The 18,415-nt window shown below is 48.1% G+C and carries 12 protein-coding genes; 5 read left to right on the top strand and 7 right to left on the bottom strand.

Annotated features, from left to right (window positions below; genetic code table 11):
• Positions 1-6 precede the first annotated feature (6 nt).
• The 5 genes from ACN0TF_RS07840 to ACN0TF_RS07820 all read right to left on the bottom strand — a co-directional run bounded on the left by ACN0TF_RS07840 (position 7) and on the right by ACN0TF_RS07820 (position 11,975).
• Positions 7-1,908, bottom strand: coding sequence for a DUF262 domain-containing protein (locus ACN0TF_RS07840; protein ID WP_417441472.1), 1,902 nt, complete (start codon positions 1,906-1,908; stop codon positions 7-9).
• A 70-nt stretch (positions 1,909-1,978) separates the two neighbouring features.
• A complete protein-coding gene (gene recD / locus ACN0TF_RS07835) occupies positions 1,979-3,883 on the bottom strand; it encodes an exodeoxyribonuclease V subunit alpha (RefSeq protein ID WP_417441471.1) in 1,905 nt (634 codons plus the stop codon).
• A complete protein-coding gene (gene recB / locus ACN0TF_RS07830; RefSeq protein ID WP_417441470.1) occupies positions 3,880-7,584 on the bottom strand; it encodes an exodeoxyribonuclease V subunit beta in 3,705 nt (1,234 codons plus the stop codon). The genes recD and recB overlap by 4 nt, the downstream gene beginning before the upstream one ends.
• On the bottom strand, positions 7,581-11,048 hold the full coding sequence (recC, locus tag ACN0TF_RS07825) for an exodeoxyribonuclease V subunit gamma (protein ID WP_417441469.1): 3,468 nt from the start codon (positions 11,046-11,048) through the stop codon (positions 7,581-7,583). Before recC ends, recB begins: the two co-directional genes overlap by 4 nt.
• Before the next feature lie 90 nt (positions 11,049-11,138).
• Entirely contained in the window at positions 11,139-11,975 is an 837-nt protein-coding gene (locus tag ACN0TF_RS07820; protein ID WP_417441468.1) for a glycosyltransferase, read from the bottom strand.
• A gap of 168 nt (positions 11,976-12,143) precedes the next feature.
• Between ACN0TF_RS07820 and ACN0TF_RS07815 the strand changes: the two genes are divergently transcribed.
• The 3 genes from ACN0TF_RS07815 (at position 12,144) to ACN0TF_RS07805 (ending at position 14,869) form a co-directional block, all read left to right on the top strand.
• Positions 12,144-13,046: a hypothetical protein gene (locus tag ACN0TF_RS07815; protein ID WP_417441467.1), complete on the top strand. Its 903-nt coding sequence runs from the start codon at positions 12,144-12,146 to the stop codon at positions 13,044-13,046.
• A gap of 12 nt (positions 13,047-13,058) precedes the next feature.
• Positions 13,059-13,673, top strand: a complete 615-nt coding sequence (locus tag ACN0TF_RS07810) for a LysE family translocator (protein WP_417441466.1) — start codon at positions 13,059-13,061, stop codon at positions 13,671-13,673.
• 86 nt (positions 13,674-13,759) lie between these two features.
• Positions 13,760-14,869, top strand: coding sequence for a sensor domain-containing diguanylate cyclase (locus ACN0TF_RS07805; protein ID WP_417441465.1), 1,110 nt, complete (start codon positions 13,760-13,762; stop codon positions 14,867-14,869).
• Here ACN0TF_RS07805 and ACN0TF_RS07800 read toward each other — a convergent pair.
• Positions 14,866-15,732: a tetratricopeptide repeat protein gene (locus ACN0TF_RS07800; RefSeq protein ID WP_417441464.1), complete on the bottom strand. Its 867-nt coding sequence runs from the start codon at positions 15,730-15,732 to the stop codon at positions 14,866-14,868. The two genes, ACN0TF_RS07805 and ACN0TF_RS07800, sit on opposite strands and share 4 nt — an antisense overlap.
• On the bottom strand, positions 15,729-16,475 hold the full coding sequence (locus tag ACN0TF_RS07795) for a hypothetical protein (protein WP_417441463.1): 747 nt from the start codon (positions 16,473-16,475) through the stop codon (positions 15,729-15,731). Before ACN0TF_RS07795 ends, ACN0TF_RS07800 begins: the two co-directional genes overlap by 4 nt.
• 131 nt (positions 16,476-16,606) lie before the next feature.
• Here ACN0TF_RS07795 and ACN0TF_RS07790 point away from each other — a divergent pair, with 131 nt between their 5' ends.
• Positions 16,607-17,764 (top strand): sensor histidine kinase, encoded by a 1,158-nt coding sequence (locus ACN0TF_RS07790; protein WP_417441462.1) that lies wholly within the window; start codon positions 16,607-16,609, stop codon positions 17,762-17,764.
• Positions 17,764-18,411 carry a response regulator gene (locus ACN0TF_RS07785; RefSeq protein WP_417441461.1) on the top strand — a complete coding sequence of 216 codons (648 nt, stop codon included), beginning with the start codon at positions 17,764-17,766 and terminating at the stop codon, positions 18,409-18,411. The genes ACN0TF_RS07790 and ACN0TF_RS07785 overlap by 1 nt, the downstream gene beginning before the upstream one ends.
• The last annotated feature ends 4 nt before the right edge of the window (positions 18,412-18,415 follow it).

The raw sequence follows: 18,415 nt of genomic DNA, 5'->3' as shown, positions 1-18,415 counted from the left end.
TTACTCCTAATTTACCAGTAGAGGCCTTAAATTAATATCTGCGCCTGTATGCTTAACCAAAATATTAAGAAAAGACTGAAACCTATAATTTACAGTAACATTCTTTCCAGTTGATGTAGTTATTGAGTATAAAAATCCTCTATCTCTCCCTCTATATGATTCTGATGTCCACTTTGCGTAACTTTCTAAATCATAGTAAATCGCTTCATATAGGGCTTCGATAAACTCTTGAGAATTTTTTCTAATTAATGCTTTTTGTTCATTTGTTGCGAAAAAGAAACTAACAGTTATGACTTCAAACAGAGCTCTATTGATTGGAATTTTTTTATCTTTTGCTGGTTCTTTTTTAAAGTTAAAATCGCCAAAAATTTCTTTAGAAAAATTCAGACTATTGAGAAACTGTTCAATTAGACTAAAAATAAACCCATCAGTTTCTCTAGTAATTTTAGCATCTCCTGAATCCATTAACTTAGCGTCATCAACCTCAAAATTAAACTTGTTTAATTCTTCCATTGTTAAAGATAAAAATTGATCGTAACTATTTTTAAACTTATTAACACCTAAGCAAATAAAGGAGATACTCGAAAGACAAAGCTCCATGTCTTTTTGTCGGTCAGGATTAACTTTATAGTTAGTTGCTGATTTAAACTGTTTAGTAGCTGCTATATACCTCAACATTCTTACACTAGAGCCTTGGTTAAGGGCTGACCGTATTTCCTGATCGCTAAGTTTTACACCATAAGTATTGATTCTATGGAATATCTCAACGACTAAATCATCATAATCGTTGTTCATATCTATAATATGAGCTGTAATCGAATACTCTCTGATTTTCCTCTGCTGAGATCTAGATAAGTTCTTAAAGCTACACCCTTCTAAATCTGGCAGTATAGAAAGGTCTTTCAAGAAAAATTCGCCCTTTATAAAATCATAGAACGTAGTAATTCTTTGCAAACCATCTACAACGACCCAGTCACCATTTGGCTTCTCTCCAAAATAAAATACAGGCAAAGGAAGTCCCATTAAGATTGACTCAATTAATTTAGACTTTTTAGAAACTGGCCAGATTCGATCCTTCCTTTGGAAGTCTGGTTGCAAATCAATTTCCTTGAACTCAACCCTATCGTAAATTAATGATATCACTGGGGTTAGGGGTCTTATTCTTGCACTAACAGTCCTGAGATTGTTTGAGTTTTCACGCGGAGCACCTTCAACCCCTGAAGTCTCACTGCTCTCAATCAAATCATCCATTGCTAAATGGTTAGGTTTTAAATCTTCAGATGAAGACCTAGTTTTGTCAAACTGATAGTCTAGATTTACTATTCCAGACTCAACTTCTCTTTTACATTCATATAAATTTTCCATGCATTCATTAATCACTTGATTTGCAAACTCGCCCGGATATTTATTCCTTAAAGCTTTTAAATTTTCATCTAAGTCGATAAGATTATCACTCATTTTTAGTGATAATCTTGTAAGCGATACTTCATTAAACCCTTCTATTTGCCTTCTCAAGGTTTTTATATCTTCGTTCTTAACCTCTGAAAGTCCAATAGAACAGTTATTTTCACATGTTCTTAGCAGAAGGTGTTTTTTTCCTTTATATTTAAAGTGCTGAATAAATGGTAAGTTTGCCACTAATGTTTCAGGCTGATTTCTGCTTGATCCTGAACCATATAATGCCTGGTCAACATTACAGAATCCATCTCGTTCTAATGTCGAATAAATATCTTTTAGTTCCTTTATATTTCTACTTTGTATTGTTCCTCCACCTGCTTGAGAAATGAAGTATTTTCCTTCCTCTAAATTTATCTCTTTTAGCACAAGATCTGGAGTATTTGGATTAATTGAAGGTAGTTTCAACCCTATCAAACTGGATAGACTTTTTATAAAGTAATCTAAATTCATTATCTGAACTCTTTTAGTTAATATTTAAAATATATAGAAATCGTTTAATTATAGTCATAATCTAATAGACTTAATATAACAAGTCGCCCCCCACCAAACTCAACCGCTCCTTAGCCCGCGTGATTCCGGTATAAAGCAGCTCTTTGCTTAGCACAGGGCTGTCGTGGTCGGGCAAAACCATCACGGTGTGTTTGAATTCGGAGCCCTGAGATTTATGCACCGTCATGGCGTACACGGTTTCGATGTGGGTAAGGCGGCTGGGCAGTACCCAGCGCACGCCTTTATTTTCAGACTTGTTAGTCTGGTCGGGAAAGGCGACGCGCAGGTGCCCGTGTTCCGGGTCTTTAAAGGTTAGGCCAATGTCGCCGTTGTTCAGCTTCAGTCCGTAGTCGTTTTTGGTGACCATAACGGGGCGGCCTTCGTACCAGGTGTTGGCGTTTACGCCGAGTATATCGCCGACTTTTTGGTTAACGGCTTTTACGCCCCAGGGGCCTTCGCGCAGGGCGGTCAGGATTTGGAAGTTGCTTAGGTTTTGTAGAGCTTCCACGGCGATATCGTTGATGTTGTTGGCATCGGCTGTTGTGTCGGTATTGTGCCTGACGTGTAACGTCAGGCTACCCCTGATAAGAGCTTCGAAGGCTGGGTCGTCTAGGCTGCTGACTTCGTGCAGGCTAACAGGATAGTCTTCATCGGCGTGTTTGGCTTTTTCGAGTTCCTGTTTTGTTGCGGCGTTGTCTTGCTGGTTAATAGCGTTAGCTAAGTCGGCAATAGGGCCTTTGAAGCGATAGCTTTTGCGGAATTTCACCACGTGTTGCAGGCGTTGCTTGCCTCTTTCGTCAATTAAGTCGCCTGGGAACGTGGGAGTATCGGCTACTTGTTGTAACCACTGAGCGGTGTCGGTGTTGTAATGGCCTTCATCAGCACCTTCACACAAGTTGCCCAACACAGCGCCGGCTTCTACTGAGGCGAGCTGATCTTTATCGCCAATAAGCACCAAGCGCGCATTTTTGGGTGTGGCTTTTAGCAGCGCGGCCATCATTTCAATGTCTATCATTGAGGCTTCGTCGACTATCACAACGTCGGTGCGCAGTGGGTTATCGGCGCGGTGTTTAAACGCCCGCGAATTCGGTTTTACACCCAGCAAGCGATGCAGGGTTTTACCTTCAGGCTTTATGGAGTCTAAGGCATCTTTCAGGGTGGCGAGCTTTGCATCACCCCGCAGCCTATTCAGCTCGCTTTCTATTGACTCGGTGAGTCGAGCGGCGGCCTTACCGGTAGGCGCTGCCAGCGATACGCGCAGCGGCGGTAGGCCGAGGAATAAAGTCTGATGCTGCAACGCAGTTAGCAAGCGCACTACGGTGTAGGTTTTGCCGGTGCCGGGCCCGCCGGTTATTACGCTAAAGCGGTTACGCACGGTATTGGCGCAGGCCACACGTTGCCAGTTAATGTCATTCGTCTTTTCACCACCGGCTTGGGCAAACAACTTAGCCAGCGTGCTTTTCAGCAAGTCGTCGTTGGTAACTGGCCGGTCGCTCATGCGCGCCTGTAAATCATTCTCTATAAAGGCTTCGTACTGCCAGTAGCGACGCAAATACAGTTTGCCGCCACTTAACACCAGCGGCTGATTGCCTTTTCCGTCGACGTCTACGCAGTGACTTTGAATTAATACCGCTTCAACATCGGTACCAAACTGACGGAACAACTCGCTGGGAGTATCGCAGTTTGGTGAATAGCGGTTTTCGGGCGGTAAATTCAGTACGCTTTCGGGCTCATTCTGCAGCGCCTTTATGTCAATACTGGTATGCCCGCGACCGGCTTCGTGCGAGGCACATAAGGCAGCCAGTAATACCTCACTGCGCGCTTCTCCGGCTTGCTGCAAAAACTCGACAAAGGCTAGGTCTATTGAACGTATCCAGCCGGCATCGCGCCACTCACGCAGAGCATCAAATAAGGTGTTCGAGGTTACTTCTGTCATACCGGCTCCTTACCTGAAAGGTCCTTACCCGCAAAAAGTGCGTCCAGCTGTTCTATTAACGCCCGTGGCGGCCGGTCACAAAATGCCCCGCCGCTTTCCGCCCGGTGCCCACGCAAGAACAGGTACACGGCACCGCCTACATGAGTGTCATAGTCATAATCATTGCCTAGCCGCGCTTTTAACAGGCGATGCAGCGCCAGGGTGTAAATGACGTATTGCAGGTCATAACGGCTGTGCAGAATTTTCTCGCGCATGGCTTGTTCGGTGTAGGCGTGGTCGTCTTCGCCCAGCCAGTTGGACTTATAATCCGCCACGTAATATTTACCCTTGTGCTCAAACACCAAATCGATAAAGCCTTTCAGCATGCCGTTCAGCACATTAGGTTCCAGCGCTGGCCGTTCGTGCCCCGGCAAAATGTGTTCACGAACCAGAGCATCCAGCCTTTGTGCGTTAACTTCGCTGGCACCGAACCAGAATTCCGGCTCGGCTTTGTATTGCTCCAGTGCGCTTAAGCTCACGCTTTCACCACTGTCATTAATGGGGAATTCGTTGTGCAAATAGGCGTCCAGCCAGTGCTCCAGGCTGTTTTGATGTTCCTGCCAATACGGGCTGACACAAAAGCCCTCTACCAGCCCGGTACGCTCGGCAGCGTCACCTGCTATTTGCGCAAAGCCGATATTGGCCGACTCTTCCAGCAAGTTATGTAAGAACGTGCCCGGCCCCGCGCCTTTGGGTAAATGATGAATGCTGTCCGGACTTGGCTCGGCGGCACTGGCAACTTCTGTCTCATCCGGGTCGTCGCGCTCGTCCAACAGGTTCATTTCATCGGGCGACTGCGGTGCCTGCACGCTTTTTGTCACGGCACCTTCGTACTTCAGCGCGCTGTAACTGGCCACCCACCAACGCTCCAGTTTGCGGTCTGCGGGCATGCTGCGCGGTGTGAGTTTAGGCGTTGTTTGTTCCTGCTCCAACGCACGAACTAAAGGCTCGTCGTCTTCCAGTCGCGTTAGTTGTGTGTGCGGTGCCTGCTGCCAGCGCTCGCTGACTTCGTTGTACAGCTCATCGGTTAGTGACTCGCCGCCGTTCAGCAAATAAAACAGCGGATTATTGCGATGCTCTTTCACCGCTTCTAGCGCAATAAAGGTGGCGTATTGCGCGCGGGTAACGGCCACATACATTTTACGTAAGTCTTCGGCGAGGATCTCATTACTCAAACGCTGTTTGTTGTCGTCGTCTTTTGACCACAATACCTGTAGCTCACCGTTTTCATCGTGATACACCGCCGGTGGCTTTATACGGTGGGCTTCCGCCTGGGTGTACGCCACAAAGGGCATAAACACCAGCGGGTACTGCAGGCCTTTTGACTTATGAATGGTGATGATTTTTATCAGTTCGTCGTCGCTTTCCAAGCGCAGCTGCTGCTCGTCACTCTGGGTGCGGCTGTTGCTTCCAAAGCCATGACGTTCGTTTACTTGCTCGGCAAAATGATTCACCAGCGCCGGAATACCGTCCAGCACCAGACTCTGCTGTTGCAGCAACTCGGCAATATGCAGCACGTCGGACAGTTGGCGTTCGCCGTGAATGCGGTCTTCCAGCAGCTTAGCCGGCACCTGATGGTCGTGTAACAGGTTGTGCAACATGGCCAATACGCCCTGTCGCTGCCACTGGTCGTGGTAACTTAAAAACTGCTCTACCCGCTGTTCCCACTCGCGCTCGTGGCTGTGAATATGTTCCAGCTCACTCAGCGGCAGGCCAAGCACCTGTGTGGCCAGGGCGCTGCGTATCAACGACGGGTCGCGTGGTTCGGCGCAGGCACTCACCAGCGCCAGCAAATCTTTCGCTACGCGCTGTGCAAATACCGATTCTCTGTCCGACAAATAAACGCTTTTCAGTCCGCGGTCGCTCAGCGCCTTTTTAATGGCATTGGCTTCATTAAAGTTGTTTACCAGCACTGCAATGTCACTGGTTTTGACGCGCTGTTCGAGCTTGTCGTCTTCAATGTAGTACCCCGCCTGCGGGTCATTAAGCAAGGAGGCAATCAAGTTAGCGTGGTGGTTCGCCGCAGCGCGGAAGAAGGTGTCTTTATTGCGTTTTTCTTCACCGGACACTGACCACAGAAGCGCCGGTGCGGTTTTCAAATTGCTGGATAACAGGCAATGTTTGAAAGTGCGCTTCAGCCCATTTGCACCCACCGGATTAAAGGGCAGCTGATTTTCTACTTCGGTTTTAAACAGGAACGCGCCGCACGGCAGCTCTTCAGCACACTCAAACAGCGCATTAACGCCGTCCACCATAGCCTGCGACGAACGGAAGTTACGTGCCAGATTATAATGCCTACCTTCGGTATCGCGCCGGGCTTTTAAATAGGTGTAAATATCGGCGTTACGGAAGCTGTAAATGGCCTGTTTCGGGTCACCAATAAGGAAAATACCGGTACCCGGGTGCGGCTCTACCAGGTTATAAATGCGGTTAAAAATCTCGTACTGCACCGGGTCGGTGTCCTGAAACTCGTCCACCATAGCCACCGGATACTGCTTACGAATAGCGGCAGCCAAGGCTTCACCACTGGGGCCTTTCAATGCGTCCCGTAAACGCGTCAGCATATCGTCGTGCCCCATTTCGGCGCGCTGGTTTTGCAACTCGGCAAAGCGGCTGCTCACCCAAAACGCCGCGTGTTGTTTTACTTTCGCCAGCTCTTCCTGCTGCTGTACTTTGCTGCGCTTAATGCGCTCCTGCAGCTCACCTAATCCCCCCCAGCTTTCGGGCATACCGCCAAGTTTGGCCTCGGCGAACGTCTGTAACTCGTCGGTGCTTATATTTTTCCAGTTAGCCGCGGTAGCCTCCGGCTCAACTAAGTCAGGGTCGGCACACCAGTCCGCAAATTTCTGAAACTGCTTAAGTTTGGTTGCCGCGCCCTTAGCTTGCGACGCTTGATCAACCAGCTCCTGCAAAATAGGCGCAAGTTCTTGCTTTATAGCTGCCATTCGCTGCTGATGCGCACTTTCGGCGTCTTTCAGCAGGCTGTGCAAGTCACCATTGACTGGTGCCTGTCCGCTTTTGCTCAAACTGTAAGTGAGCCCTAACAAGGCTTCGGGTGATTTAAAGTCTTCCAGCAGTCGGGCACTGAGTTCAGCATCCGCGGGGTAAATAAAGCGGCGGAAGTAGTCTTCGGCGGCCTGCAGGCGCAGCTCTTCGTTGTCGGTTTCAACGTCCTGACTGAACAAACTGCCGCTGGCAAAGGCGTGCTCTTTCAGCATGGACTGACACCAGCCATGAATGGTTTTCACCGCCGCTTCGTCCATAGACTGCGAGGCTAAGTCCAACAGCCGCGCTAAGTGCATCAGGTTTTGGCCCTGCGCTCCACAGTCTTCCCGCAGGCTGGCTAAGAAGGGGTCACCTTCTACGGCTTCCGAGTCACGGAAGTAAGCTGCGGCTTCGGCTAAGCGCGCACGGATACGATCACTCAACTCTTCCGTGGCAGCTTTGGTAAAGGTCATGACCAGAATGTTTTTCGGCACCAGTTCGCGTTCAAACGCGGTTTCCTCCGTACCATTATGCGAACCGTGACCGATAACTAAACGCACATAAAGCGCAGCAATGGTGTAGGTTTTACCGGTGCCTGCACTGGCTTCAATTAGGCGACTGCTGTTCAGCGGAAAGTCGAGCGGGTTCTCTAACTTATGAGAAGACAACTGACTCATGATTTATCCTCCGGCACCAGGGTTAAGCGCATGGGGTCATAGAGTTCGTCCATAAAACGACGGAAGTGCGGTGATGCCTGAATGGCCTGGTAGCTTTCAGCAACTCGCCCACAGTAATCGCTTTGGGTGACCAGCGCCGGGTCTTGAAAGCCTTCTTCTTCGTACTTCTGCCGCGCTGCTTCATGCGCCAACGTTTCATCATGCTCGTTCTTGTCCATTGCGTTTAGCCAAGTCATGGCCACATCCAGATGCATGGCCTGCGGCTGTTGTACCGACAGGGCCACCAAATCTAGTATTTGCTCCAGCTGTTGCACCGCAAGCTCAGCCGGTACCGCCGCCACCTGCAGCTGGCAGCCACCTTTGGACACAATTAAAAGCCGCGTCGGCTTTTGTAAATTTAACAACAACAGACCAAGGTAATACGCGCTGGCATGCTTCCAGCCACCGCTATTTATGCCTTTACCGTTTTTAGCGGCAATGTTGCTGGCAGAGGTAACAACCCATAGCCGCTCGCCGTTCTCATTGCTGTGCAGCCCGGTTAGGGTGTCATCAATAGTCAGCCCGCTGTGCTCAAAAAACACCGCTTCCGGAAACTCATTCACACCCGAGTAACCGGCAATGCTCTGCTGATAGGTTTCCAGTATCTCCTGCGACTGCTCCAGCAACTGAAGCCCATTTTGCTCGGCTATTGCACCAATACCTAAAGCCCCTTCGCGTTTAATCCGGTTCAGCTCTTTTAATAGCGAGGCTTCAATACCAGCCGCTCTCAACAGCGCTCGTTTGCCCGCATCCACCAAGCGCGTGGTTAACGCCCAGCTTTGCAGGCTGTCCATGACAAAGGCTTCGCTGTCGTCCAGATCTTCACTGTTGCGGCTGAAGTAGGTGTCCAGCCGCCAGTTAAAGTACAGCCGCGCGGGCTCTTCAATAAAGCGTTTAATGTCGTTAATGCTCAGAATGCGTTCCAACTCGTCGCCGGTGACAGTTTCCAAAGCCGCGCGGCTCTTAGAAGCTACCGCGCCCCGATGCGCCTGCGCCCATTCACTGGCATAGGTAAAATAGTCCGGGTCTTCCTGGCTGAAATAATACGGGTTAAACGGCTGTAATTTGTGCTCAACGGTCAGGCTGTTTATGTCCACATCCCAGCCCTGCTGCAAGTGCTCCCGCAGTTGCGCCACCAGCACGGACGGCGTGCGCTCGCTGTTGTCTTTAGCGCTGTAACCCACCCAGCTTAAATAAAAACAGTCGCGGGCTGACAACATGGCTTCCAGGAACAAATAGCGGTCATCGTCACGACGGGAACGGTCGCCCGGGCGGTAACGGTCGGTCATTAAATCAAAGTCGACACGCGGCGTTGAACGCGGGTAATCACTTTCGTTCATGCCCAGCACACACACGTATTTAAACGGAATGGCCCGCATGGGCATTAGCGTGGCAAAGTTTACCGCGCCCGCCAAAAAACGTTGGTTCAGGTTCTGCTGATCCACGCGCTCCAGCCAAGCGTCTTTAAATATGGGCAGGCGCAGTTGTGACTCGTTATCCGCCTCTACGCAAATATCCCGCAGCTGATACAACTCGTCACCCAGCTTGGCTAACAGTAAGCGATCACTGTCTTCTTCGGCCTCGAAAAACTGTTCCAGCAACCACTCGCCCTGAGTGACCCACTCCGGCAAGCTGTGTTCACCCTGCGCCTGCTGCCACCATTGTTCCAGGGTGCGCACCACGTCCGCCAAACACCCCACCAGCGCAGCACTTAGCCCGGCCACTTCGGTATAAGGTTCTACGTTAGCCCAGGGCGAATCGTTTTCAGCACCAACTTCGGCCAAATCGCCCATGGCGTAACCGGCTATCATGCGTTTTAAGCCGAACCACCAGCTGTTGGTTTCTTCCGCTGCCGGCATATAAAACTGCCCGCGCTGCTCGGCATTAAGTCCCCAGCGTGCGCCAGCCTCTTTTACCCAGCGCTTTAACTGCGGCAGGTCATCGTCACTTATGTCAAAACGTTGTTGCACCGCCGGAACCGACAGCAAATTGAATAAATCGGTCTGGGTAAAACGCAGCTGGTCAACTTGTAACAACAGCTCCAGCGCTATCATTAACGGTCGCTGATGACGCTCACCCTGGTCGGCAATGGTATAAGGAATAGCACGCGAGTCACGTTCACCAAAACGATTGTGATACCGGCCAAATACCGCATCAATGTAAGGCGCGTAGGTGTTTACATCCGGCAGCATCACCATAATATCGCGCGGTTTTAGTTCCGGGTCTTTTGCAAAGGCGTCCAATAGCTGATCATGCAGCACTTCCAGTTCCCTCTGCGGACTATGACAGACGTGAAACTGTAGTGACTTATCGGCAGTATTCGGCGCAGGCCAAAGCTCGCGGGTTTCCTGTACCGGACGCAGATTCAAAATATCGTCCTGCAACTGGGCGAGTAAATGGTCGGTGTTATGGGGCTCAAACAGCTCCAGCTTAATGGTGTTAAAAGCTTCTTGTTTGGCCAGGGTTTCGTCGTATAAGTCGAGCAGGCGAATGTAGTCCCGACCCTGCTTACCCCAGGACGCCAGCAACGGATGCGCCAGCTGATGCAGTTCGTCGTCATTCGGGTCGTCGGGCAATTCCGGTTTGTGCTTTAAGCGCGAAGAGGCTTTAACCGCCTGCCGCAAGGCTTCTTTGCCATCGACAATATCGGCCCAGTGATATTGCGACGGGTTATGCACACACAGCAGAATTTGGGTGTAACCCTTAATGGCATCCAGTACTTGCAGCATTTGCTGCGGCAGCGAGGAAATGCCAAAAACCACTACGCGTGGCGGCAAGCCTGCCGGACGCTCAGTTAACGTCTTTGCTGTATCAATAAAGCGCTGATGCAGCTCCGCCCGGTTATTCCAGTAGTCGTCTATGCCAATGTCGTTGCTGACTGCGCGCCACAATTCCGGCTGCCACAACTGTTCGACTTCAACTGGTTGTTCCTGCTCCAGCACGTCCTGACCACGCACCCAGTTATCCAGCCAGTCGGCACGATATACCGCGTACTGATCAAACAAATCGGCCAATCGCCCGCTTAGCTGATACAGCTTGCGGCCGTCGTTATCGTCGGAGGTATAGTGCTTAAGCGGTGCAAAGTGCGGGTTGTGCTCAATAAGCTCGGGTAATAAGCGCATTAACCGCCAGGTTAAGCGGTCTTTATCAAAGGGAGAGGTTTTGGGTATGTCATCACCGAGCACGGCTCTGTATGCTTTCCACTGAAACCGTGCCGGCAGCGTGACATCTATCATGGCGGCAATGCCACTGGCCTGGGCTAAATTAATTTTCAGCCACTGAGCAATGCCGTTACTTTGCACCAGTACGGTTTCCTGCTCCAGCGGCGCCAGCGGGTAGTTTTGGGTGAATGTAACCGCCACATCGGTTAGGTCTTCCAGCCGATGTCCATGCGCGACAATAAAGCCGGGGGTCAATTCACTCACTCGCTGCTCTCCGTGTAGGGTTACTGTAAGACATCCATCCTAATCAATAGGGAATTATCTTACTAGTTATAGAGCAACTTATCGACGCGCTTATTTGGTCAGTAACTTGTCCTTGGCCTGACGGTTGGCCTTGCGCATTTCGGAAAAGGCGGAGTCTTTTTTGTAACGACCTTTTTCTACATGGCGGATAATGGATACATCTTCAATATCCAGCGGCTTCCCGTGCGTACCCAGTAACCAGCGAAACGTGCGGTCCTCGTATGTTTTTACCCACCGGTCTTTCGGCTGCTGGTAGCAGTCTATCTGCTCGCAGTAGCCATAGCGGCGCGCTGTGTCACCATCGACTATTTGCACCGGTCCGGACGCTTTTGAAAAGGTGTGGGTACTAAAACTTACCTGTTGCAGGCATTCCTTAACTGAGGCCTCTTTGCCGTTACACAGCACATCATGTTCTTTGCTCAGTAAAGACGTCCGGGCAACCTGCTCAGGAAACGCCAAAATGCAGGACTCTTTGCGTAACGCTTGTTTTAAGCTTGGAAAAGTATTTTCACCAAACAGTAAGTCGCAGTCAGTAAACCAAATCCAGTCAGCTTTGGTTTCTTTCGCGGCTTTATTACGACCAATAGCCCGTCGCATTAAATCGTTCTTCTCAAGCGCAACGAAGTTCCACTCAATATTATCCTCTTTCTTACCAGCATATTCTTCTATTAAAGCAACCGTGTCTTTGTCTTCCGGACAGTAAAAACCGGTCAGGGTCACTTTAAAATCTTTCGGTGCGTGGTCAACCAACGACTTCAACTGGTACACGAATAAATGCGAGTAATTCCAGCAATGACTGACAATTTCAATATGCTCTGGAAGGCTGGTTATATCATCAATTTCTGTAGATTGGGGTACATCGTAAAACCAACTGGCTGGAAACTGCAAATCGTAAAACGAATTCTTTACTCTGCTGTAGCCAATGCTGTGTCGCCATTAAGTTATTGCCCCATTTTCGTTTTTTAAAAAGAATGTGATATTTTCGACACAGGCTACAGAACATTAGTTCACTTTGTAACCGCACTATAACAGACGTTGAGGTTAGTTATTAAAACTATGAATCTGACTAGAGATTTTATTGCACAATTACGTTATCGCTGGTTACGAAAGTATAAGTCACTGGCCGGCTCAGGCCTGAAGCGAAACGCACAGGCAATAACAGAATTACAATGGCAACAGCGTGACACGTTAACAAACCAGGCACATTCATTGCCGTCTCAACTGATAGTGAACCTAACCTCGTTCCCTGATCGGTTTGCTCAGCTACACCTGACATTAAAATCGCTGCTACTGCAGTCGATAAAAGCCGACTCTGTCATTTTATGGTTGTATGAAAACGATATCGCCAAGCTCCCTGAAAGCGTCACTGAACTGCAGAAGGATGGATTAACGATAGCACCAGTCGGAATCGATACGCGTTCTTACAAAAAGCTGATTCCGGCACTTGAGAGCCACCCTGATGCTTTTCATGTGACGGCTGACGATGATATTTATTACCGTCCGGACTGGCTGGCAACTTTAGTTAATGCGTACCAAGGCAATCATCAGGAAATAGTGTGTTGGCGAGCGCACTACCTTCGTCGCACTAAGAGTGGAAAAATAAGGCCTTACCGCCAGTGGTATCCAAAAACTGAGGTACGCGGTCCCGATTCGAATTTATTTTTTACCAGTGGCGCCGGAGTGCTTTTCCCGCCGGGTTGCTTTGATCAACGCGTTACCAACCAGGACCTGGCATCATCACTGGCACCTTACGCCGATGACTTGTGGTGGTTCTGGTTGGCCAGCCTGAACCATTGTGTCATTCGCCGGGTGGGCAACAATCCCAAACTAATCAATTGGAAAAGCAGTGGTGACAGCTCGTTGTGGCAATTTAATAAACGTGAAGATGGCGGCAATGACGCACAACTACAGAATTTAATAGCACATTTTGGTCTACCGCCCACCCTAGAGAAGAAGTAAAAGGATCGGATAATGGAAATCTTTATCGCCGTATTTTTCTTTGCCTTTTCAACCACCATAACGCCGGGTCCTAATAACATTATGATCATGTCGTCGGGGGTAAACTACGGAGTTAAAGCCAGCCTGCCGCACTTTTTAGGCATTTGCTTTGGCTTTCCGGCTATGGTGTTAGTGGTTGGTATGGGCTTCGGTTCCGTATTGGAACAGTTTCCACTGCTCCATCAACTGATAAAGGTTGCCGGCACACTTTATTTGCTCTGGCTGGCCTGGGTTATTGGCTCACAAACACCGAGAACCATTGAAAAAGGCGACCGCAAACCCCTGACTTTCTGGCAGGCTGTGTTGTTTCAATGGGTTAACGGTAAAGCCTGGGTTATGGCAACTGGTGCAGTTGCGGCATTTACTACCGTAGCTGGAACGCTTTGGTCCGAGGTAATAGAGATAACAGCCGCCTTTTTGGCTGTTGCCTTCCCTTGTGTAGGAATTTGGCTCATTGCAGGCGCCGGATTGCGTCAATTGCTGACCAACCACACCGCACAAAGAATTTTTAATATTTCCATGGCCTTACTACTGGTCTTTTCTGTGCTTCCTGTCGTAGAGGATATATTACAATTTTATTTTGCTTAAACCTTTATTGAGTTAACATAAAAATAACAAACCAGACTAAACTCGTTAATGGTTACCTAAAGGTTAAAACAGCACAGGGGTGAGCTATGGATCTAAAAACTGAGCAAATATCTTTTGATCAGCTTATCTCTGAACTATCGACCCGCCTTATTAACAGTGAGCCGGCTGAAACTTACGAATGCATAGAAGAGGTTATTGCTGCCATCGGCGATTACGCCGACGCTGATCGCTGTTATGTTTTTGAATTTAATGACAGTACCGAGCACATGACCAACACTCACGAATGGGTTCGTGCAGACCAACAAGCTCACATAATCGATTTACAAGCAATTGAAACAAAAGACTTTCCCTGGTTTTTTGAGCAGATAAAGACCCACCATAAATGTATTGTGGATAATATTGATTTTTTACCTCCGGAAGCAGCAGCCGAGAAAGCGGAATTTGAACGGGAACAAATCAAGTCAGTCATTTGTGTGGCTCTGGTTGCAAACCAACACCTGCTAGGTTTTGTCGGTTGCGACATGGTGCGACAAGAACGGCAATGGACACCGGAAGAAATTCGTCGTCTGCGCCTGGTTGCCGATATGGTAGCGAATACGCTGGAGCGCCAGCGAACCTATTCTGAGCTTATTCATACACAGCGAGCATTAGAAAAAGCCAACCGCATGCTACAGGCACAAGTAGCGCAGGACGGTTTAACCGGTATAGCTAACCGCCGTGCTTTCGATGAGCGTATTACTAACGAGATACAGCGAGCCTCGCGTCATAAAACACCACTGGCTTTGCTTATTATTGATATTGACCAGTTCAAACCATATAACGACCACTATGGGCATTTGCAGGGCGACCAGGCTCTTAAGTCTGTTGCTGACGCAATGTTTGATCAGTTACAGCGTAATACTGACTTTATCGCGCGTTATGGCGGTGAGGAATTCGTTGCGGTTATTTCCGCTACCAATGAAGAACAAACGAAAGAAAGCATGAATCAATTGCTAGAAGCCGTGCGGAATTTGAAGATAAAACATGAGCCCTCAGAAGTTGAACCATACCTGACCGTAAGTATTGGGGGCTATATTCATAAACCCAGGGCTGATGAAGACACTGAAGACTTAATTGCCCGCATGATCTCTAAAGCAGACTCAGCGCTGTATCGCGCTAAGTCTGATGGTCGAAACCGGGGTTACTTAGACACTTAGTTCCAGCTCGACAGCTGCTTTTGAAGGTCTTTATCGTCAACCTTTTTCAGGCTGGCGATAAGCTGCTGAGATTCTTCGTCATTCCCTTTCAGGGCAAGCAGTTGAGCTAACCGAAAGTTTGCCCAATGAGCTTTTGGCGCGCTGTCCGGTAACTCAGCGTCCAAATATTGTTGTAGTGCCACAATACCTTTATCCAGGTGTTCTTCCGCCAAAACAGAGGTTTTACCGAATTGGTATAAAGCCATTACAGAAGCTTCGCCTTTTCTTGATTCACCCTCAGCAGCTTGTTCAAAAAAAGAGAACGCTTTTTCATAGTTCCCGTCTTTTTGTTCCTGAAAACCAAGATAAACCAGAACGTCGGCGTTATTCGGATGCTCAGCTAAAATTTCATTCACTAGCTTCCGTGCCTGCTCTTCTTTTTCATGATGTTGCAGATATTTAACTCGGGCAAACGCTCCTTCCACCGCATCTATTTCCTTAATGGCCTCAATTTGTGCCAGTGCTTTTTCGTCGTCACCGCCGGCTATTGAAGGTGCCATCATATAAAACTGCAATAACGCAGTGCGATATTCCAGCGAACCAGGCTCAAGCTCTACGGCTTTTTCGAAAGAGTCTACAGACTTTCCGGCATAACTGAGCGCACTGAAAAAAGAGTCCTGCGCCTGCTGGGCCATAACAATACCCCGTATATGCCAGGCTTCAGCATTTTCAGGTTCATTCTTGACCCAGTCTTCCACGGTATCTTCGGCGTCATCCAGCCGCTCAGCACTTAACTGCTGCTGAATCGTTTCCTTAATTGATTCGTCGGCATAAGCTCCGGGAACGAAACACCCTATAATCAGTACGAATACAAGCCACTTCATGATAACTCTCCTTGATCATATTTTTGTGACCAGACATAAATCAGTACCGTACCCACAACTCCCGGCACTACCCAGAATAACAATTGCCATTGGCCAAAATAGTCGAGCACATGACGCGCTCCAAAAGCAAAAAAGGCTGTGTAAATTGCAATTCCCGATCCACACATTGAACTTAAATGTTCTATTAACCAACGATTTTTTGTTACAGACTTAGCGAAGGCAAAACGAAACATTTGCCATGAGTTAATGACACCTAATACTCCAAAGATGACATGTAACCAAGGACTTACAATCACTATATCGGGCCTATGCAAAATTTGCCATAGCAATACAACAGCCATTATCAGCAGAGTTGCAGGCATGAGCAGATAGCTTGGTTTGCGCAAGTTTTCACGATTGCGCTTTGATTTTAAAACCGCCATAGCATTTTGAACTGAGACATAAGTCAGCACTGAAAGGAACAGTAACAGCGTCCAGAAGTGCCGAATTCCCTCAATAGCGGCTTCTGGCTGACGGCTTGCTGAAATTACGTCGGCTTTAAAAAACGCCGGCGCAATTAGCACCATAATTGACATAACCACAGCAGACAGAGCAACGGTGTTCATTGTCCAGACATAGGCTTTACCAAAGCGACGATGGTTAAAACCGCCTTTACGAGTCAGAACTGGTACCCAGAAAAGACCCATGGCTACCGCGCCAAAAGTAATATGTAGATAAAGTAGAAACGTATGTAGTGCCAGCATAAGACAACCCTCTTCCTGTATGAAAGAGCAGATTAATTCAGTCTTAAAGCACCCGTCAGTGCTACAAGTCACTTTATGAAAAGTGACTTTCGGCCTATTGTGAAAGTCGGTAACGCAGGCATACTAATTCGATGAACATTAAAGATACTATCTCTAAGGTAATAGCTCCTAAAGCCCTGGCTGACGAACGCTGGGTAGCTCTGCTAGCCTGGGCAATATTGGCAGCACTCTGCCTTTATCTGCTAGGGCTACGTGAGCAGAGCCCTTTTTTTAGCGCTGTCTGGATGCTTTCTGCCGCTGCGTTTTTGGTCTTTATTATCAGTTTTTATTTGGCCACAGAAGAAAAACCTTACCCTGCTGAACCTTGGTTCCGGGTTGTACTAATGGCACTTCAGGTACTTGCTATTTTTTGTCTCTACTATTTAGTGCCGTACAACTTCACCGCTATTCTAATGACCCTGTTTGTAGCGCAGCTGCCTTATTACCTGAGTATAAAACGCTCTATTCTCGTGTCTGTGGCACTCTCTTTGCCCCACTGGTTCATTTATCAGTTTTTCTGGAATGACGACTATAGCTGGATTTCAGCTCTACTTTTTTGCTCATTTAATTTATTTTCTATTGTTTCAATGGGTGCTCGTCTGAATGAAACAAAAGCCTTAGAGCGTGAACAATCCATAAACCGAGAGTTAAGAGCGACCCAATTACTGCTGCAGGAAGCGAGCAAGCAAAATGAACGAACTCGCATTGCCCGAAATATTCATGACTTGCTCGGTCATCACCTGACCGCTTTATCCATTAACCTTCAGGTGGCTTCCCGGCAATCGGACGAAAACACTAAAAACCTCCTGGATAAAAGCCAGAGTATTACCAAACTGCTTCTTTCTGATGTGCGGGAAGCCGTATCTGATTTACGAGATTCTGCGACATTAGACATTCGGCAAGCGCTGGAGTCACTAAGCCAGACCTCTGACAACAAATCGGTGACGGTGAGCTGCACCACTAATCTGTTAATTCAACGAATAAATATAGCCGAGGTGATTTTACGAGTTTCGCAAGAGGCGACTACTAACTTCTTGCGCCACTCTAACGGCAATGAGTTAAGCATTCGTGTGTTTCGTCAGGGCCGGGAATTAAAGCTAGAGATAGCAGACAATGGTAAGGTAAAATCAATTTGCGAAGGTAATGGCCTTAAGGGAATACGGGAGAGGGCGGAACAAATTGGCGGGCAAGTTAACATAACGCCCTCTATGAAGGGCTTCCGACTGACATTAACGGTTGAGGATGAATAATGATCGTTAAGGTTTTATTGGTTGATGACCAAACCCTGGTTAGAGAGGGGTTGAGCTCACTGCTGGCTCTGTCTGAAACGGTCAATGTTGTTGCTCAGGCCGACTCGGCAAAGCGTGCGTTCGAGTTGATGGCAGAGCTATCTGTCGACGTGGTTTTAATGGATATTCGCATGCCCAATATGGACGGAATTGAAGCCGTCAGGACTCTGCGACAGAAAGGTATTAAAACCCCAGTACTGATGCTAACGACTTTTGACGATCATGAATCCATAATGCGGGCCATTCAAGCCGGAGCCGAGGGCTATCTGTTAAAAGATGTTTCACTGGAGACATTAGTTGAAGCCATTGAAGCACTGGGCAGCGGAAAAAGCTGGCTGCAACCCGCAATTACTGAAAGAATTTTACAGGGTTTAAAACAAGGCTCTCAAGCAAGTACGCCGGACAGTAACCTTACAGAACCACTGACAGAAAAAGAGGTTGCGGTTTTGCGGCTTATGGCTGCAGGACTAAGCAATCAAGAAATTGCCGAAAGTTTATTTAAATCAACCGGAACGGTAAAAAACCAAGTGTCCAGTTTGATGGCAAAGCTCGGGGTACGCGACCGTACCCGAGCTGTGCTAAAAGCCATTGATTTAGGCGTGTTGTAGTTAA

The organism is Idiomarina sp. (assembly GCF_048265525.1).
GTDB lineage: Bacteria > Pseudomonadota > Gammaproteobacteria > Enterobacterales > Alteromonadaceae > Idiomarina.
Note: the sequence above shows the minus strand (reverse complement) of the source record. Positions and strands in the feature narration are given on the sequence as shown.

Bases quoted from the DNA above. Each gene is read 5' to 3' on its own strand.
- ACN0TF_RS07840 (WP_417441472.1), bottom strand. From the start codon at position 1,908: ATGAATTTAGATTACTTTATAAAAAGTCTATCCAGTTTGATAGGGTTG.
- recD (WP_417441471.1), bottom strand. From the start codon at position 3,883: ATGACAGAAGTAACCTCGAACACCTTATTTGATGCTCTGCGTGAGTGG.
- recB (WP_417441470.1), bottom strand. From the start codon at position 7,584: ATGAGTCAGTTGTCTTCTCATAAGTTAGAGAACCCGCTCGACTTTCCG.
- ACN0TF_RS07815 (WP_417441467.1), top strand. From the start codon at position 12,144: ATGAATCTGACTAGAGATTTTATTGCACAATTACGTTATCGCTGGTTA.
- ACN0TF_RS07810 (WP_417441466.1), top strand. From the start codon at position 13,059: ATGGAAATCTTTATCGCCGTATTTTTCTTTGCCTTTTCAACCACCATA.
- ACN0TF_RS07805 (WP_417441465.1), top strand. From the start codon at position 13,760: ATGGATCTAAAAACTGAGCAAATATCTTTTGATCAGCTTATCTCTGAA.
- ACN0TF_RS07800 (WP_417441464.1), bottom strand. From the start codon at position 15,732: ATGAAGTGGCTTGTATTCGTACTGATTATAGGGTGTTTCGTTCCCGGA.
- ACN0TF_RS07795 (WP_417441463.1), bottom strand. From the start codon at position 16,475: ATGCTGGCACTACATACGTTTCTACTTTATCTACATATTACTTTTGGC.
- ACN0TF_RS07790 (WP_417441462.1), top strand. From the start codon at position 16,607: ATGAACATTAAAGATACTATCTCTAAGGTAATAGCTCCTAAAGCCCTG.
- ACN0TF_RS07785 (WP_417441461.1), top strand. From the start codon at position 17,764: ATGATCGTTAAGGTTTTATTGGTTGATGACCAAACCCTGGTTAGAGAG.